The organism is Rhodothermus marinus (genome assembly GCF_009936275.1).
GTDB lineage: Bacteria > Bacteroidota > Rhodothermia > Rhodothermales > Rhodothermaceae > Rhodothermus > Rhodothermus marinus_A.
Genome location: NZ_AP019797.1, coordinates 2,679,827 through 2,695,024, shown reverse-complemented (window position 1 = coordinate 2,695,024; position 15,198 = coordinate 2,679,827). Strand labels below are relative to the sequence as shown.

Here is a 15,198-nt window from a genome sequence, read left to right as displayed (position 1 = left end):
CCGGGTTTGTTTTTCGTTCAATGGAAATTAATTTCGTATATTGACAAAGTCAAGAGGAAGTTGTAAGTTTGGTGCAGCGCAACCGGCAACCATTTCTGGAGGGACCCATGCAAGGCATCGAGATTCGAGGCGCGCGGCTGCCCGAAGCCGAACAGGTGCTGACTCCTGAAGCGCTGGACTTCGTGGCCGGGCTGCACCGCGAGTTCAATGCGGTGCGCAAGGGATTGCTGGCCCGCCGCGCGGAGATCTGGGCACGGCTGCTCGAAGGAGAACGCCCCGATTTTCTGCCGCACACGCGGCACATCCGCGAGGGCGACTGGAAGGTGGCGCCCTGTCCGGACGATCTGCAGGATCGGCGTGTGGAGATCACCGGGCCGGTAGATCGCAAGATGATGATCAACGCGCTGAACTCCGGGGCACGGGTCTTCATGGCCGACTTCGAGGACGCGCTCTCGCCCACCTGGGAAAACGTGGTGCGCGGTCAGAAGAACCTGATCGATGCCGTACGCCGCACGCTGGAGTATACCTCGCCGGAAGGGAAGGAATACCGGCTGGGGGAGAAGCTGGCCACGCTGCTGGTGCGGCCGCGTGGGTGGCATCTGGAAGAGCGGCACGTATGGATCGACGGCGAGCCCGTCAGCGCCTCACTGTTCGACTTTGGCCTGTACTTCTTCCACAATGCCCGAGAACTCCTGGAGCGGGGAAGTGGACCGTATTTCTATCTGCCGAAGCTGGAAAGCCATCTGGAAGCGCGGCTCTGGAACGAGGTGTTCAATTTTGCGCAGGATTACCTGGGCATCCCGCGCGGGACAATCCGGGCCACCGTGCTGATCGAGACGATCCTGGCCGCGCTGGAAATGGAGGAAATTCTCTACGAGCTGCGGGATCATGCCGCCGGACTGAACGCCGGGCGCTGGGATTACATCTTCAGTTGTATCAAAAAATTCCATGCGACGGCGCCCATCTTCCCGGATCGGGCGCAGGTGACGATGACCGTACCGTTCATGTATGCCTACACGGAACTGCTGGTGAAAACCTGCCACCGGCGCGGGGCCCATGCCATCGGCGGCATGGCCGCCTTCATTCCCTCGCGGCGGGACCCTGCGGTCAACGAGCGCGCGCTGGCCGAAGTGCGCAAAGACAAGGAGCGGGAGGCCGGACAGGGCTTCGACGGCACCTGGGTGGCCCATCCCGATCTGGTGCCAGTGGCCGAGGAGGTGTTCAACCGCTACCTGGGCGATCGGCCGCACCAGAAAGACCGGTTGCGTGAAGATGTGCAGGTGACGGCCGACGATCTGCTGGACTTCCGGGTGCCGGGCGGGCGCATTACCGAAGGCGGCCTGCGCAACAACGTAAGCGTGGCGTTGCAGTATCTGAACCAGTGGTTCTCGGGCAACGGGGCGGCCGCGATCTTCAATCTGATGGAAGACGCGGCCACGGCCGAGATCGCCCGCGCGCAGCTCTGGCAGTGGGTCCACCGCGAGGCGCGTCTGGACGACGGCCGGCCCATCACGCCCGAACTGTACGCGCAGGTGCGTGAGGAAGAGCTGGCGAAACTGGGCGGGCGCGACACGGCCCATTACCGCGAGGCGGCCGAGGTGCTCGACTACCTGGTGCTGTCCGATTCCTTCATCGAATTCCTGACGTTTCCTGCCTACGAACGTCTGCTGCAACTGGAAATGGTGCCGGGCTGATCGCGGCCGTGGTGCTTGCGCCCCTTGACGGAATGGGCTTGATGTAATGAAAAAAACCCCGTGCGTTCCTGCGCACGGGGTTGCTTTTTTCGGTGAGCGGACTGGCCTACACCTCGGCGCCGATCTCGGCAAGGCGGACGCCCTCCAGGCCCATCGCCTCGTAGGTGGCGCCGGCAAAGGCCGGGATCGTCTCGGCGATCTCCTGCATGATGTACTTCGGGCCCTTGTAGCGGAGCGGATGGCCCAGCCGTTCGGCTACCTCGGGCAGGATTTCCCAGCTGGGCTTGCAGTCCACCTGGTGCTTTTCGTTGTACCAGCGGTCGTAGGGCGTACCGTGCTGGTCCAGGCGGCTTTTGCCGATTTCCTGCATCAACACGCGGTTGACCGTGCGGATGGCTTTGGCCGGGCGCACGCGCTGGGCATGCCCATCGCAGTTGACGTAGGTCCCGACAGTCTCGACCACCGTGGCGGCCGGGAGCGCCACGTCGGCCACGGCCAGCGTCTGGTTGGTCGTGTTGTAGTAGTGCAGGATGACGGGAATGTCGGCCAGCGCCTCGGCCGTGAAGAGCCCGGAGCCGACCGGATCGTCTTCGAGCACGTACACCGCCTGGATGTCGCCGCTTTCGAGGCGGTTCCGCACAAGGGCTTCGTCGACGGGCAGGATACCCAGTCGCTGGCAACCCTGGGCGTTGGGCGTGCGGTCGTCGGTGCGGAGCCAGCCGTCGCCATGGCCGGGCTCGATGTGGGGAATGTAAACGGGCGTGTCGGCGCCCAGTGCCTCGGCCAGCCGCTTGAGCAGGTAGTTGTCCTCGACGGTCGCGTAGGCCGAGCCCAGGAACAGGATGCGGCGGCCGTCGATGCCCGCAAGCAGCTCGGCCGCTCGGTCGTAGGCTTCTTCCCAGCGCACGCGCACGAGCCGACCGTCGCGACGCACCTCGGGGCCGTCCGGGCGGTTTTCGTTGAAGCGATGGTAGTCGAGCCGGTCTTCGTCGGGGAGCCAGTAGCCGTTGACGGCCGCGTTGGCGCGCGCCGTGATCTCGACGATCAGGTTGTCGCGCACCCAGTAGTAGCAGTTGGAGCCTTTTGCGTTCGTGATCGTGATCGAGGGCGTGGCGCTCATCTCCCAGGGACGCGCCTTGAAGCGGGCGTCGATGGACGTCAGCGCGCCCACCGGGCACAGGTCGATCACGTTCATGGAGTAGGGATCATCGAACTCCACGCCGGGCGGTGTGATCGGGTAGTTCCTGACCCCGCGCTCGATGATGGTGAGCTGGTGGCTTTTGGAGATTTCGTCGGTGAAACGCACGCAGCGCGTGCAGTTGATGCACCGCTCGGCGTCGAGCATGACGCGGGGGCCCAGCTTCACCCGCTTGGGCTTGTGCACCTTGAGAAACTCGAAGCGGGAGCCTTCGGGCCCGTACTTGTAGGCCTGAATCTGGAGCGGACATTTGCCGGCCTGATCGCAGATCGGGCAGTCGAGCGGGTGGTTGATCAATAGAAACTCCAGGTTGTCGCGCTGGGCGCGCGCCACCTTCTCGCTGGTGCGATGCGTTTTGACGACCATCCCGTCGGCCATGTCGAGCGAGCAGCTCGTCTGGAGCTTGGGCATGAACTGGATGACGGGCTGGCCGTTTTCGTCGAGCTTCGGTTTGCCGGTCTCCCGGTCGATGACCGGCATGCCCACTTCCACCAGGCACTGGCGACAGTTGGCCGGAATCGACAGCGCCGGGTGGTAGCAGAAATGGGGCAGCTCGATGCCGTGGTCCAGGCAGAACTGCAGCAGCTTGGGCCGCCCTTCGAATTCGTAAACCGTACCGTCTATGGTAATCCGGGGCATGGTCGTTCAGGTTTGTTCGATCAGATGATGGAGCGCCGGACGGTAGTCTTTATAAACGATCAGGTCATAGACAAAGTGGTTGAGCATTCGGTAGGCGTACAGGAAGTAGCCCAGTCGGGCATAGCGGAAGCCCCAGTACGGGGCGGAAAGCGACAGAAACGAGGTCGGAAACAGCACATAGTCGGGGAGCGCAAGGCGAAAGATCGCCGCCACCAGCAACAGCACGATGGCCAGAAAGCCGAAAATCATGCCCGCCATGGCCCAGGCCCGGTAGCGGTGCAGTTGATTCATGCGCCGCTCGACGAAGTCCGGATCCAGAAACTTGGGCAACTCATCCATCGGCATGCGCAGCCCCACTTCCCCGAGGTCGGGCAGCAGAGCCCGCACCGTTTCCTCGAAGAGCAGGTCGTCCAGCGACGGTGGGTAGGAGGAATGCCGCATGGGTTTACCGGGTTGGTGCCAGGTCGATGCCCGTCGGGACCAGGCTCGGCTTGCACTTGGCCTCGAACTCTTCGCGGAAGCGAAGGATGGTGTAGCGTACAGGCCAGGCGGCGGCGTCGGCCAGGGCGCAGACCGTGCGGCCTTCCATCTGGTCGCACAGGTCCAGCAGCAGGTCCAGGTCGCGCAGGCGGCCTTCGCCCTCGTCGATGCGCGTGAGGATGTTTTCGAGCCAGCCGGTGCCTTCACGGCAGGGGGTGCACTGGCCGCAGCTTTCATGCGCGTAGAAGTGCGCCACGCGCCGCAGCCACGAAACCATATCGGTGTCTTCGTCGAGCACGAGCAGGCCGGCCGTGCCCATCATCGAACCGGCCTCGCGCAGCGACTCGGCGTCCATCGTCACGCCGTCGATCATGTCGGCGCGCAGGGGCGGCGTGGAGCTTCCGCCCGGGATGACGGCCTTGAGCTTTTTGCCTCCGCGGATGCCACCGGCTACCTCGTAGATCAGATCGGTGATCAACATACCAGTGGGATATTCGTAGACGCCGGGGCGGTTGACGTGGCCCGAGATACCATAGAGCACCGGGCCGGGGTGGTTGGGCGCGCCGATAGAGGCAAACCATTCACCACCGTTGCGCAGAATGAGCGGGACGTTCGCCAGCGTTTCCACGTTGTTGATCGTGGTGGGGTAGCCCCACAGGCCCCGCTGGGCCGGAAACGGCGGCTTGATGCGCGGGTAGGCCCGCTTGCCTTCGACCGACTCCATCAGGCTGGACTCCTCGCCGCAGATGTAGGCACCGGCTCCCTTGTGGATCACAATGTCGGCCGAGAAGTCCGTGCCCATAATGTTCTTCCCCACGTAGCCTTTGGCGTAGAGCTTTTCCAGCTCCCGCTCCATGTGCTCGATCCACCGGGCATATTCGCCGCGCACATACAGGTAGCACGTGCGCACCGACATGGCGTAGCAGGCAATCAGAATCCCCTCGAAAATCTGGTGGGGATTGAACTCCATGAGCTGGCGGTCCTTGAACGTGCCCGGCTCGCTTTCGTCGCCGTTGCAGCACAGGAAGCGGGGCCGATCGTCCACCGGGGGCATGAAGCTCCACTTCAGCCCGGTGGGGAAGCTGGCGCCGCCCCGTCCGCGCAGCTTGCTTTTTTTGACTTCTTCGATGACCGACTTGGGATCCCAGCGGTCGGAGGTCAGCACTTCGCGCAGGGTCTGGTACCCTCCGTGCTCCTCGTAGACTTCCAGCCGGTGCAGATCCCGAATGGGTGGGAGCAGCACCCGCTTGTGATTCCGCCAGTCTCCGGCTTTACTCTGGGCTCCGTTCGTAGCCATATGCACAGCAGGTTAAGCGCGAGATTCAGGAAACAACCGGGCAACTTCAAGGGAAGCCCCGGGCCGCGCCAGGGGCACAATCTGTTCGTGCGGTGCCAGCACCATGCGCTGCTGGTAGGCGTCGCCTTCAGGTCGGCGATGGACTTCAAGCACACCGTCGAGGAGGTTGACGATCCAGTATTCGGGAATGCCGGCACGGGCGTAGAGCGCGGCCTTGCGCGTGCGGTCGAACTGCAGCGAGGCATCGGCCACCTCCACCACCAGCACCGCCGTCGAAGGATGCGCCTCGACGTAGTCGTCGATGGTACCTTCGACGACGGCTACGTCGGGCTCAGGCTCACTGTAGGGACCAAGCGCCAGCGGACCCTGAACCCGCACAACGTAACCGGGACCAAAAATCGTGCGCAGTGCTTCTTCCGTTTTAAGCACCGCGGTAAAATGACGGGCGCTTTGCGGGCTCATTTTCTGGAGGATTTCGCCGTCGATGAGTTCGAGGCGGGCGTCGGGATCGATGAGCCCGACTTCGGCCAGTTTTTCGAAGGCCTCACGCGTCCAGCGATATGTCTGCACCGCCTCCATCATCGTCAGGGCAACAGTTCGGCCACCGCGATTTCTACCTCCGGTCGGGCCAGCGGCCGCACATGGTCCTGGGTGCGTAGCACGTGGCGCTGCTGGTAGGCGTCGCCTTCGGGTCGGCGATAGACCTCGAGCACGCCGTCGAGCAGATTGACGATCCAGTATTCGGGAATGCCGGCGCGGGCGTAGAGCGCGGCCTTGCGCGTGCGGTCGAACTGCAGTGAGGCATCGGCCACCTCCACCACCAGCACCGCCGACGAGGGGTGTTCGTCGCGATACCGACGCGGCGCACCCTCGACGACGGCCACGTCGGGTTCGGGCTCGCTGTAGGGACCCAGCGCCAGCGGCAACTGCACGCGGATCGTGTAGACTGGTGGGGTAAAGATCGAGCGCAATGCCTCGGCGACCAGCAGGACGGCCGTGGCATGCTGGCTGGATTGCGGGCTCATTTTCTGGAGGATTTCGCCGTCGATGAGTTCGAGGCGGGCGTCGGGTTCAATGAGCCCGACTTCGGCCAGTTTTTCGAAGGCCTCGCGCGTCCAGCGATATGTCTGCACCACCTCCATCATCGTCAGGGCAACAGTTCGGCCACCGCGATTTCTACCTCCGGTCGGGCCAGCGGCCGCACACGGTCCTGGGCGCGTAGCACCATGCGCTGCTGGTAGGCGTCGCCTTCGGGTCGGCGATAGACCTCGAGCACGCCGTCGAGCAGGTTGACGATCCAGTATTCGGGAATGCCGGCGCGGGCGTAGAGCGCGGCCTTGCGCGTGCGGTCGAACTGCAGTGAGGCATCGGCCACCTCCACCACCAGCACCGCCGAAGAAGGATGCGCCTCGACGTAGTCGTCGAGGGTGCCTTCGACGACGGCTACGTCGGGCTCAGGCTCACTGTAGGGATCCAGCGCCAGCGGCAACTGTACACGCACGTCGTATCGATCCAGCGGAAAAACGCTCCGAAGCGCTTCTTCAATCCGGCGGATGGCCGCAGCGTGGCGACTCGATTGCGGGCTCATTTTCTGGAGGATTTCGCCGTCGATGAGTTCGAGGCGGGCGTCGGGATCGATGAGCCCGACTTCGGCCAGTTTTTCGAAGGCCTCGCGCGTCCAGCGATATGTCTGCACCACCTCCATACGGCTCAGCGCGTGTGGTGGGCGACCGGCGGGGTCCGGTACGACTCGACGGCTTCGGCGTCCGAGCGCCGGTTGCCGCCCAGCTCCGCCTCGTCCTGGGGCAGCGTGAGCGAAACGAAGGGCGGCAGTTTGCCCTGTTTCAGATCCTCCAGCAGTTGATCGACCTTTTCCGGCGTCAGGTTGTGCACGTACGGCCCGTTGGATACCTGCAAGACCGGTGCCGAGCCGCAAGCCCCCAGGCATTCCACCTCCTGCAGCGTGAACAGGCCGTCCGGCGTGGTTTCGCCTTTGTGGATGCCCAGCTTTTCTTCGAGGTAGTGCAGGATGTCGTAGCCGCCGCACACCTGGCAGGTAAAGCAGGTGCAGACGTCCAGCACGTACTTGCCTTTCCTTTCCTTGTAGTACTGGGTGTAGAAGGTAGCCACGCCGTAAACCTGGGCATAGGGAATGCCCAGTTCGTCGGCTACCAGCTGGAGCACCTCCGGCGGCAGAAAGCCGAATTTTTCCTGGGCCAGCCAGAGCGTTTTCATCACGGCCCCGGCCGGCTCCAGATACTGCTCCTTGAAGCGGACAATCTGGGCCTTTTCCTCTTCCGTGAAGAAAAGCTGGTCGGCCGGAATTTGGGGTTCGGGATGCAACTCCGGCAGTGGTACGACTGGTTTTTTGATAAAGTCAGCCATCGGGCTTCCCGGTTGGTCGTTACTTGTCGGCTTCGCCCATGACCGGGTCGACGGTCCCGATCAGGATCACCATGTCGCCGATCATGGCGCCTTCCATCATGTATTCGAGGCCCTGCAGGTTCGAAAAGCTGGGTGCTTTGATGCGCACGCGCCACGGCTTGCCCGTGCCATCCGAGATGATATAGAAGCCCAGCTCGCCTTTGGGGGCCTCGATTGCGTGGTAGCTGTGGGCGCCCTTGGGCGGGCAGACGCCCACGTCGGTATAGAGGAAGTCGTGAATCATGCCCTCCATGGAGTAGTAAACCTCCTCCTTGGAGGGGTAGGCCAGCTTGGCGTTGTCGTTGCGGATGGGCCCTTCGGGCAGCCGCTCCAGGCACTGGCGGATGATCCGCACGCTCTCCTTCATTTCTTCCATCCGCACGAAGTACCGGGCCAGGCTGTCGCCTTCGGTGCGAATGGGGATGTTGAAGTCCACCTCGTCGTACTTCAGATAGGGCTCGAAGCGACGAATGTCGTAATCGACGCCGCTTCCGCGCAGGTTGGGGCCCGTAACGCCCAGTTCGATGGCTTCTTCGGCGGTCAGGACGCCAATGCCTTCGTTACGGTCGATCCAGATCTTGTTGCGGTTGATGATCTTTTCCCAGCCGGCCAGTTCTTCGGGAAATTCTTCCACAAAGCGGCGGATCATGGCGATGGCCGTCGGCGACAGGTCCGAGGCCACGCCGCCGATGCGGCTGTGCGAGACGGTGAAGCGGGCCCCGCACACTTCGTCGAAGATGCTGTAGATCTCCTCACGGTATTTGAAGGCCCAGAGGAAGACCGACACGGCGCCGGCATCCATCAGACCCACGCCCAGCCAGAGCAGGTGGCTGGAGATGCGGGCCAGCTCGCACATGATCATGCGGATCCACTGGGCCCGCTCGGGCACCTCGATGCCGGCCACTTTCTCGACGGCAAGGCACCAGGCCACGTTGTTGGAGTAGGGCGACAGGTAGTCCATGCGGTCGGTGTAGGGCATGAACTCCTGGTAGGTCTTGTGCTCGGCCACCTTTTCCAGGCCCCGGTGCAGGTAGCCCAGGTCGAGCACGCACTTTTCCATGACCTCGCCGTCGAGCTTGACGATGCACCGGAGCACGCCGTGCGTGGCCGGATGCTGGGGCCCGATGTTGAGGATCATCTCATGCTCGAGCGGGTCGGGCTCCCCGTCGCCGCCCGGCGGGCGATGCCGTTCTTCCAGCCAGGCGTGCTTGGTTTCCAGCCGGCGATAGATGGCCTCGTTGTGGCGGGGCCAGAAGTTGAACAGGCCGTGACGGTCGGGTCCTACAAGGCTTGGCGCCGTGCTCATGGTCGTCGCTTACTCAATGCTCGGAGACTTCCTCGTCTTCGGCCGGAGGCTCCTCGAAGCCCGGCGGCGGTACGTAGCCGTGCGCCCGTGGGAATGGGTCGCGCGTCAGCGGACCCCCCGGCGTCTGGGGCGGCAGGGGCAGAGAGCCCGGGATGCCCAGCAGCGGAAATTCTTTGCGGAGCGGATGGTACTCGAAGTCCTCCGGCATGTACATCCGCCGCAGGTCCGGGTGCCCTTCGAAGCGAATGCCGAACATGTCGTAGCATTCGCGCTCGTTCCAGTTGGCCGCCCGGTAGACGGACGTCACCGAAGGCACCACCGGGTTGTCTTCCTCGACGCGCACCTTCAGACGGATGCGCTTGCGCCGCTCGATAGAAACCAGGTTGTAGAACACCTCGAAGCGCCCCTCGTCGGTGAAGCGGTCGATGCCGCCCAGGTCGGCCAGGTAGTTGAAGCCCTGTTCCTCCTTCAGGAAACGGCACACCTCGACGATCTTGTCGGCGCGGACGCGCACTGTATGCTCGCCCGCGTACAGCTCCACTTCTTCGATCACGTCGCCAAAGCGCTCCTTCAGGGCTTCCACCACCTCGGGCACGTAGGTGCTCGCCTTGGCGTGGGGGTTCAGTTCATCCCCACGGGGCGGATCGACGGGCGTGAAGTAGAACTTCAGCGCCTCGGGCGTTTTCGGACGTTCGTTTCCGGTCTGTTCGGCCATGGCAGTTTCAGGTCGACTTCAGCGGCCGGTGCAATACTTCGCGTGCCACCGGCTCGTCTCCTTCCGGCGACAGGACGTGCGGCCGCGCCGGTGGGGCGGGCGGACGCGGCTCGCCTTTCGCGTAATCCAGCGCCACCGAATACTCATTACGAATCTTCTCCTGAATATCCATCAGCGCGTGCAGGACGGCCTCCGGACGGGGCGGGCAGCCCGGAATGTAGACGTCGACCGGCAGGAAGTTGTCGACGCCCTGCACCACGCCGTAGCAGCGGTGCATGCCGCCCGTCGACGCACAGGCACCCATGGCAATGCACCACTTCGGATCGGGCATCTGGTCCCAGATCCGGCGAATGGCGTGGGCCATCTTGTAGGTGCACCAGCCCGCCACGATCATCAGGTCGGCCTGACGGGGCGAAAAGCGCATGGCCTCGCTCCCGAAGCGGGCCACGTCGTACTTGGGCCCCGCAAAGGCCATCATCTCGATGGCGCAGCAGGCCAGGCCCATCGGCATGGGCATGAGCGAATTGGAGCGCGCCCAGTTCAGCAGCACGTCCAGCCGCGTTGTCAGAAACCCTTCACGAAGATCCAGCATGGGACAACTTGGTCGGTTTCAAGGCCTGGTCCGGACGGGTTTAATGAGCCAGGGCACGGGCTGTTTCGGAGGTCCCTTTCAGTCGAACTCCAGCCCGCCCTTTTTGATGTCGTAGAGCAGGCCGACGGCCAGAATGATCAGGAAAAACACAACGACCGCCAGCACGCCCAGACCCGCACCGGCCTCCAGAAAATCCCGGTAACTGACGGCCCACGGGTACAGGAAAACGATCTCCACGTCGAACACGATGAAGATCATGGCCACCAGATAGAACTTCACCGTGTAGCGCTCGCGGGCCGTCCCCACCGGGTCCATGCCGCTTTCGTAGGGCATGCGCTTGATGGGGTTGGGACGGTGCGGCCCCAGGATTTCGGCCAGCTTGAGTAGTGAAAAGGCCAGCCCGGCGGCCAGCACGATCATGATAAACAGCGGAAGAAAATCGGTCAGCATGGCGGTCTCTGCATGTCCGAGTGCACCCTTAAACATTCCAAAGTACCGAAGCACAAGGGAATCCGTCAACGTTTGTCGGATTCTTTAAAAATTGCACTTATTCCAGCCCGACGCGCCGGAAGATTTCATCCACGTGGCGCAGGTGGTATTCCGGGTTGAAGGCCTCGTCGATTTCTTCCGGCGAGAGGTACTTCGTAATGGCCGGGTGCTGACGCACGATCTCGTAGAACGGCCGCTCTTCGTCCCAGGCCTGCATGGCGGCCGGTTGCACCAGGTCGTAGGCCGCCTCACGGCTCAGGCCTTTGTCGATCAGCATCAGCAGCAGGCGCTGGCTGTTGTAGAGCCCGAAGGTCAGCTCCATGTTGCGCCGCATGCGTTGCGGATAGACCTTCAGGGTGTCGATCACACCGGCGTAGCGGTGCAGCGCGTAGTGCACGAGCGTGGTGGCGTCGGGCAGGATGACACGCTCGACGGACGAATGCGAGATGTCGCGCTCGTGCCAGAGCGCCACGTTTTCGTAGGCCGAGATCATGTAGCCGCGCAGCAGCCGGGCCACACCCGTGATGTTTTCGGAGGCGATCGGGTTGCGCTTGTGCGGCATGGCCGACGACCCCTTCTGGCCTTTGCCGAAGGCTTCTTCCACCTCGCGCACCTCGCTACGCTGCAGGTGCCGGATCTCGACGGCCAGCTGCTCCAGTGTGGCGCCGATCAGCGCAAGCACCGACAGATAGTGGGCATGGCGGTCGCGGGCCAGCACCTGCGTGGAGATGGGCGCCGGCTTCAGGCCCAGCTTTTCGCAGGTGATGCGTTCGACTTCGGGCGGGATGTGGGCGAACGTCCCCACGGCGCCCGAGAGCTTGCCGACGCGCATCTCCTCGGCGGCCGCCACGAAACGCGCCCGGTTGCGCTGCATCATGTCGTAAAAAAGCGCCAGCTTGAGCCCGAACGTGGTCGGCTCGGCGTGCACGCCGTGCGTGCGGCCGATCATCAGCGTGTACTTGTGCTCGCGGGCCCGCCGCGCCAGAACCTCCAGAAAGTGATCCAGCGCCTCCAGAATCAGTTCGTTGGCCTTTTTTAGGCGGTAGGACCAGGCCGTATCGACCACGTCGGACGAGGTGAGGCCGTAGTGAATCCAGCGGCGCTCTTCGCCCAGCGACTCGCTCACGGCCCGCGTGAAGGCCACCACGTCGTGCCGCGTGATCTTTTCCAGTTCGTGAATACGCCGGATGTCGAAACGGGCGTTCCGGCGCAGCTTTTCCACATCTTCTTTCGGAATGACGCCGATCTCGGCCCAGGCCTCGCAGGCGGCCAGTTCCACTTCGAGCCACGACTGGTACTGGGCCTCCTCGCTCCAGAGCTGCGCCATTTCGGGGCGCGTATAGCGGGCAATCATGGTCGGCAGGTTTCCTTGCGTGCAACTTTCGCGACGCCGAAAGTTAGGGACAAACGGAGCGGTGCAGGACGAAAAAAGCTCAAAGGCTGCTTCGCTTGCTGCGCAGATATTTGTAGAGCAGACGACGGGCCCGGAAGATGTGTGCTTTGACGGTACCGAGCGGCAGGTTCAGTTCCTCGGCGATCTCCTCGTAGGATTTTTCCTGCTGGTGGCGCATCACGATGACGCGCCGGTACTTTTCGGGCAGGGCGTTGATGGCTTCCTGCAGCAGCATGCGCCGCTGATCTTCCACGATGTGCCGGTCGGGGAAGTAGGTGGTGTCGGCCAGTTCACGTTCGAGCGTGCCTTCTTTTGTCTGGATGGGTTCGTCCAGCGAGAGCGTGCGGAGCTTTTTGCGGCGGAGGTAGTCGATGGCGTGGTTGGTGGCGATTTTGTAGAGCCAGGTCGAGAAGGCGTACTCGGTGGAGTAGGTGGACAGGGCCGTGAAGGCTTTGATGAAGGTCTCCTGCACGAGGTCGTCCAGGTCGCGCGGGTCGCGGACGATCCGGGCAATGTGGCGGTGCAGCGCCGGACGGTACTTGTCCATCAGGGCCTGATAGGCTGCCTCGTTGCCCTGCAGCGCCTCGGCCACAAAGGCCCGGTCCTGTTCGCTCGAAGCCGAAGGCGGCGAAGACATGCGCACGTCTGCTGTCCTGGTTCTTTGCGCTGCAAGATAGGAACAATCCGCGTCGAAAAAAACAGGCCCGCGCCGGATCGACGCGGGCCTGCCGAACCGCAACGGCCGCGAAATCACTTTACGAAGAGAATTTCACGGTAGGTGGGCATGGGCCAGTACTCGTGCGGCACGACGCGCTCGAGCCGGTCGGCCACCTCGCGCACGGCCTGCATGGCCGGCAGCACGTTGTAGCACTTGTGGCGCGCGTTCTCCTCGAGCGTTTCGCCGCGCTTCTGGTTTTCGGCGATCAGCACATCGAGGCGCTGGCGCAGCTCGTTGATGAGCGTGGCCACTTCTTCAGCCGTTTCGCGCACACCGGCCACGTTCAGGCCCAGATCCTTGGCCTCGTCGAGCGTCTCGGCCAGCTCGCGCAGGTAGCGGAGCGCGGCCGGCAGGATCATCGTGCGCGCGATGTATTCGGCCGTCTCGGCTTCGATGTTGATCGTCTTGGCGTACTGGTCGAGCAGGATCTCGTAGCGGCTTTCGAGCTCGCGGCGGCTGAGTACGCCGTGGCGCTCGAAGAGCTGGACGTTCTTCTCGTCGAGCAGGTGCGCGAGCGCCTCCACCGTGTTGGGCAGGTTGAGCAGGCCGCGCCGCTCGGCCTCGGCGTGCCACTCGGGCGAGTAGTTGTCGCCGTTGAAGATGATCGGCTTCGATTCGCGGATGACCTCACGGAGCACCTCGGCGACAGCCTCCTCGAAGGCCTGTTTCGTGCGCTTGCCCCGGGCCTTGAGTTTTTCTTCGAGCATCGTGGCCATCTCATCGAGCGTGTCGGCCACGATGGTGTTGAGCACCGTGTTCGGGAAGGAGATCGACTGGGAGGCGCCGACGGCCCGGAACTCGAACTTGTTGCCGGTGAAGGCGAACGGCGAGGTACGGTTGCGGTCGCCGGCGTGGCGCGGCAGCGGCGGCAGCACCGGTACGCCCAGACCCAGCAGGCCGCCCTGCTTGCTCCCGCGGACGCCGCCGTTTTCGAGCTGGTTGAAGATGTCCTCGAGTTGCTCGCCGAGGAAGACGCTCATGATGGCCGGCGGCGCTTCGTTGGCGCCCAGCCGGTGGTCGTTGCCGGCCGTGGCCACCGAAATGCGGAGCAGGTCCTGATATTTGTGGACGGCCCGCACGACGGCCGCGCAGAAGAACAGGAACTGCATGTTGTCGTGCGGATTGTCGCCCGGGTCGAGCAGGTTCATGCCCGTGTCGGTGGCCATGGACCAGTTGTTGTGTTTGCCCGAGCCGTTGACGCCGGCGAACGGCTTTTCGTGCAGCAGGCAGACCAGCCCGTAGCGACGCGCCACGTTCTTGAGCGTCTGCATGACGAGTTGCTGGTGGTCGGCCGCCAGGTTGGCATTCTCGAACAGCGGCGCGATCTCGTACTGGCTCGGAGCCACCTCGTTGTGGCGCGTCTTGACCGGCACGCCCAGCTTGTAGAGTTCCTTCTCCACCTCCAGCATGAAAGCCAGCACGCGTTCGGGGATGGAGCCGAAGTAGTGGTCCTCCATCTCCTGGCCGCGCGGCGGCTTGGCACCGAAGAGCGTGCGGCCGCAGGTGGTCAGGTCCGGCCGACGGTAGTAGAATTCCTCGTCGATCAGGAAGTACTCCTGTTCGCTGCCGACGGTGGGGTAGACCTTGTGGACGTTCTTGACGCCGAAGAGCTGGAGCACACGCCGGGCCTGCTTGTCGAGCGCGTGCATCGAGCGCAGTAGCGGGATCTTGTGGTCGAGCGCCTCACCGGTCCACGAGGCGAAGGCCGTCGGGATGGCCAGGTAGGCCCCGTTGGGATTCTCCATGATGAAGGCCGGCGAGGTGGGATCCCAGGCCGTGTAGCCGCGGGCCTCGAACGTGGCGCGCAGGCCACCGCTGGGAAAGCTGGAGGCGTCCGGCTCGCCCTGGATCAGATCCCGCCCCGAAAACACGGCAATGGCACCGCCCCCTTTGTTCGGCGTGATGAAGCTTTCGTGCTTCTCGGCGGTCATGCCGGTCAGGGGCTGGAACCAGTGTGTGAAATGCGTGGCACCCTTTTCGATGGCCCATTCCTTCATGGCCAGCGCCACGGTGTCGGCGATCTCCGGCGAGAGCGGCTCCCCTTTTTCAATGGTGGCCACCAGGCTCTCGTAGACCTTCTTGGGGAGCCGGTTTTTCATCTCCTCCAGCGAGAAGACGTTCTCGCCGAAGATGCGCTCGATGTCCATGGGCTGGGGCTTCTGCTCGCGCGTGCCGTTGAGCGTCAGGCGCGTCTTGGTCGCCGCAAGGACGTTGTAATCCAGCAACAGCTTGTTCATGGGCGGCTGGTTGGTT

At 63.5% G+C, this 15,198-nt stretch carries 15 protein-coding genes; 1 reads left to right on the top strand and 14 read right to left on the bottom strand.

The genetic code is table 11. The features are described 5' to 3' along the window. Window positions 1-107 precede the first annotated feature (107 nt). A complete protein-coding gene (aceB, locus tag GYH26_RS11690; protein ID WP_161541800.1) occupies window positions 108-1,694 on the top strand; it encodes a malate synthase A in 1,587 nt (528 codons plus the stop codon). 106 nt (window positions 1,695-1,800) lie between these two features. On the opposite strand, the gene GYH26_RS11685 is transcribed toward aceB, so the two are convergent. The 14 genes from GYH26_RS11685 to GYH26_RS11620 form a co-directional block, all read right to left on the bottom strand. Beyond that, window positions 1,801-3,531, bottom strand: a complete 1,731-nt coding sequence (locus GYH26_RS11685; protein ID WP_161541799.1) for a molybdopterin-dependent oxidoreductase — start codon at window positions 3,529-3,531, stop codon at window positions 1,801-1,803. Window positions 3,532-3,537: 6 nt separating this feature from the next. Next, window positions 3,538-3,972: a hypothetical protein gene (locus tag GYH26_RS11680; RefSeq protein ID WP_161541798.1), complete on the bottom strand. Its 435-nt coding sequence runs from the start codon at window positions 3,970-3,972 to the stop codon at window positions 3,538-3,540. A 4-nt stretch (window positions 3,973-3,976) separates the two neighbouring features. Beyond that, window positions 3,977-5,308, bottom strand: coding sequence for an NADH-quinone oxidoreductase subunit NuoF (gene nuoF / locus GYH26_RS11675; RefSeq protein WP_161541797.1), 1,332 nt, complete (start codon window positions 5,306-5,308; stop codon window positions 3,977-3,979). Between the two features lie 12 nt (window positions 5,309-5,320). After that, complete coding sequence (locus GYH26_RS11670; protein ID WP_161542414.1) at window positions 5,321-5,887, bottom strand: Uma2 family endonuclease; 567 nt, start codon at window positions 5,885-5,887, stop codon at window positions 5,321-5,323. Window positions 5,888-5,892: 5 nt separating this feature from the next. Next, window positions 5,893-6,450 (bottom strand): Uma2 family endonuclease, encoded by a 558-nt coding sequence (locus GYH26_RS11665; protein ID WP_161542413.1) that lies wholly within the window; start codon window positions 6,448-6,450, stop codon window positions 5,893-5,895. A gap of 5 nt (window positions 6,451-6,455) precedes the next feature. Continuing rightward, window positions 6,456-7,013: a Uma2 family endonuclease gene (locus GYH26_RS11660; protein ID WP_161541796.1), complete on the bottom strand. Its 558-nt coding sequence runs from the start codon at window positions 7,011-7,013 to the stop codon at window positions 6,456-6,458. 5 nt (window positions 7,014-7,018) lie between these two features. After that, entirely contained in the window at window positions 7,019-7,693 is a 675-nt protein-coding gene (gene nuoE / locus GYH26_RS11655; protein WP_161541795.1) for a complex I 24 kDa subunit family protein, read from the bottom strand. Window positions 7,694-7,712: 19 nt separating this feature from the next. Continuing rightward, window positions 7,713-9,038: an NADH dehydrogenase (quinone) subunit D gene (gene nuoD / locus GYH26_RS11650; RefSeq protein ID WP_161541794.1), complete on the bottom strand. Its 1,326-nt coding sequence runs from the start codon at window positions 9,036-9,038 to the stop codon at window positions 7,713-7,715. Window positions 9,039-9,051: 13 nt separating this feature from the next. Then, window positions 9,052-9,753, bottom strand: a complete 702-nt coding sequence (locus GYH26_RS11645) for an NADH-quinone oxidoreductase subunit C (RefSeq protein ID WP_161541793.1) — start codon at window positions 9,751-9,753, stop codon at window positions 9,052-9,054. A 7-nt stretch (window positions 9,754-9,760) separates the two neighbouring features. Continuing rightward, window positions 9,761-10,345, bottom strand: coding sequence for an NADH-quinone oxidoreductase subunit B (locus GYH26_RS11640; RefSeq protein WP_161541792.1), 585 nt, complete (start codon window positions 10,343-10,345; stop codon window positions 9,761-9,763). Window positions 10,346-10,423: 78 nt separating this feature from the next. Further along, entirely contained in the window at window positions 10,424-10,795 is a 372-nt protein-coding gene (locus GYH26_RS11635; RefSeq protein WP_014066378.1) for an NADH-quinone oxidoreductase subunit A, read from the bottom strand. 97 nt (window positions 10,796-10,892) lie between these two features. Then, window positions 10,893-12,188 (bottom strand): adenylosuccinate lyase, encoded by a 1,296-nt coding sequence (gene purB, locus GYH26_RS11630; protein ID WP_054682666.1) that lies wholly within the window; start codon window positions 12,186-12,188, stop codon window positions 10,893-10,895. 79 nt (window positions 12,189-12,267) lie between these two features. Beyond that, on the bottom strand, window positions 12,268-12,864 hold the full coding sequence (locus GYH26_RS11625; RefSeq protein ID WP_054682668.1) for an RNA polymerase sigma factor: 597 nt from the start codon (window positions 12,862-12,864) through the stop codon (window positions 12,268-12,270). A 113-nt stretch (window positions 12,865-12,977) separates the two neighbouring features. After that, window positions 12,978-15,182 carry a glutamine synthetase III gene (locus tag GYH26_RS11620; protein WP_161541791.1) on the bottom strand — a complete coding sequence of 735 codons (2,205 nt, stop codon included), beginning with the start codon at window positions 15,180-15,182 and terminating at the stop codon, window positions 12,978-12,980. Window positions 15,183-15,198 lie beyond the last annotated feature (16 nt).

Bases quoted from the DNA above. Each gene is read 5' to 3' on its own strand.
- nuoE (WP_161541795.1), bottom strand. From the start codon at position 7,693: ATGGCTGACTTTATCAAAAAACCAGTCGTACCACTGCCGGAGTTGCAT.
- GYH26_RS11665 (WP_161542413.1), bottom strand. From the start codon at position 6,450: ATGGAGGTGGTGCAGACATATCGCTGGACGCGCGAGGCCTTCGAAAAA.
- GYH26_RS11645 (WP_161541793.1), bottom strand. From the start codon at position 9,753: ATGGCCGAACAGACCGGAAACGAACGTCCGAAAACGCCCGAGGCGCTG.
- aceB (WP_161541800.1), top strand. From the start codon at position 108: ATGCAAGGCATCGAGATTCGAGGCGCGCGGCTGCCCGAAGCCGAACAG.
- purB (WP_054682666.1), bottom strand. From the start codon at position 12,188: ATGATTGCCCGCTATACGCGCCCCGAAATGGCGCAGCTCTGGAGCGAG.
- GYH26_RS11660 (WP_161541796.1), bottom strand. From the start codon at position 7,013: ATGGAGGTGGTGCAGACATATCGCTGGACGCGCGAGGCCTTCGAAAAA.
- nuoF (WP_161541797.1), bottom strand. From the start codon at position 5,308: ATGGCTACGAACGGAGCCCAGAGTAAAGCCGGAGACTGGCGGAATCAC.
- GYH26_RS11625 (WP_054682668.1), bottom strand. From the start codon at position 12,864: ATGTCTTCGCCGCCTTCGGCTTCGAGCGAACAGGACCGGGCCTTTGTG.
- GYH26_RS11685 (WP_161541799.1), bottom strand. From the start codon at position 3,531: ATGCCCCGGATTACCATAGACGGTACGGTTTACGAATTCGAAGGGCGG.
- GYH26_RS11680 (WP_161541798.1), bottom strand. From the start codon at position 3,972: ATGCGGCATTCCTCCTACCCACCGTCGCTGGACGACCTGCTCTTCGAG.
- GYH26_RS11670 (WP_161542414.1), bottom strand. From the start codon at position 5,887: ATGGAGGCGGTGCAGACATATCGCTGGACGCGTGAGGCCTTCGAAAAA.
- GYH26_RS11620 (WP_161541791.1), bottom strand. From the start codon at position 15,182: ATGAACAAGCTGTTGCTGGATTACAACGTCCTTGCGGCGACCAAGACG.
- GYH26_RS11640 (WP_161541792.1), bottom strand. From the start codon at position 10,345: ATGCTGGATCTTCGTGAAGGGTTTCTGACAACGCGGCTGGACGTGCTG.
- GYH26_RS11635 (WP_014066378.1), bottom strand. From the start codon at position 10,795: ATGCTGACCGATTTTCTTCCGCTGTTTATCATGATCGTGCTGGCCGCC.
- nuoD (WP_161541794.1), bottom strand. From the start codon at position 9,038: ATGAGCACGGCGCCAAGCCTTGTAGGACCCGACCGTCACGGCCTGTTC.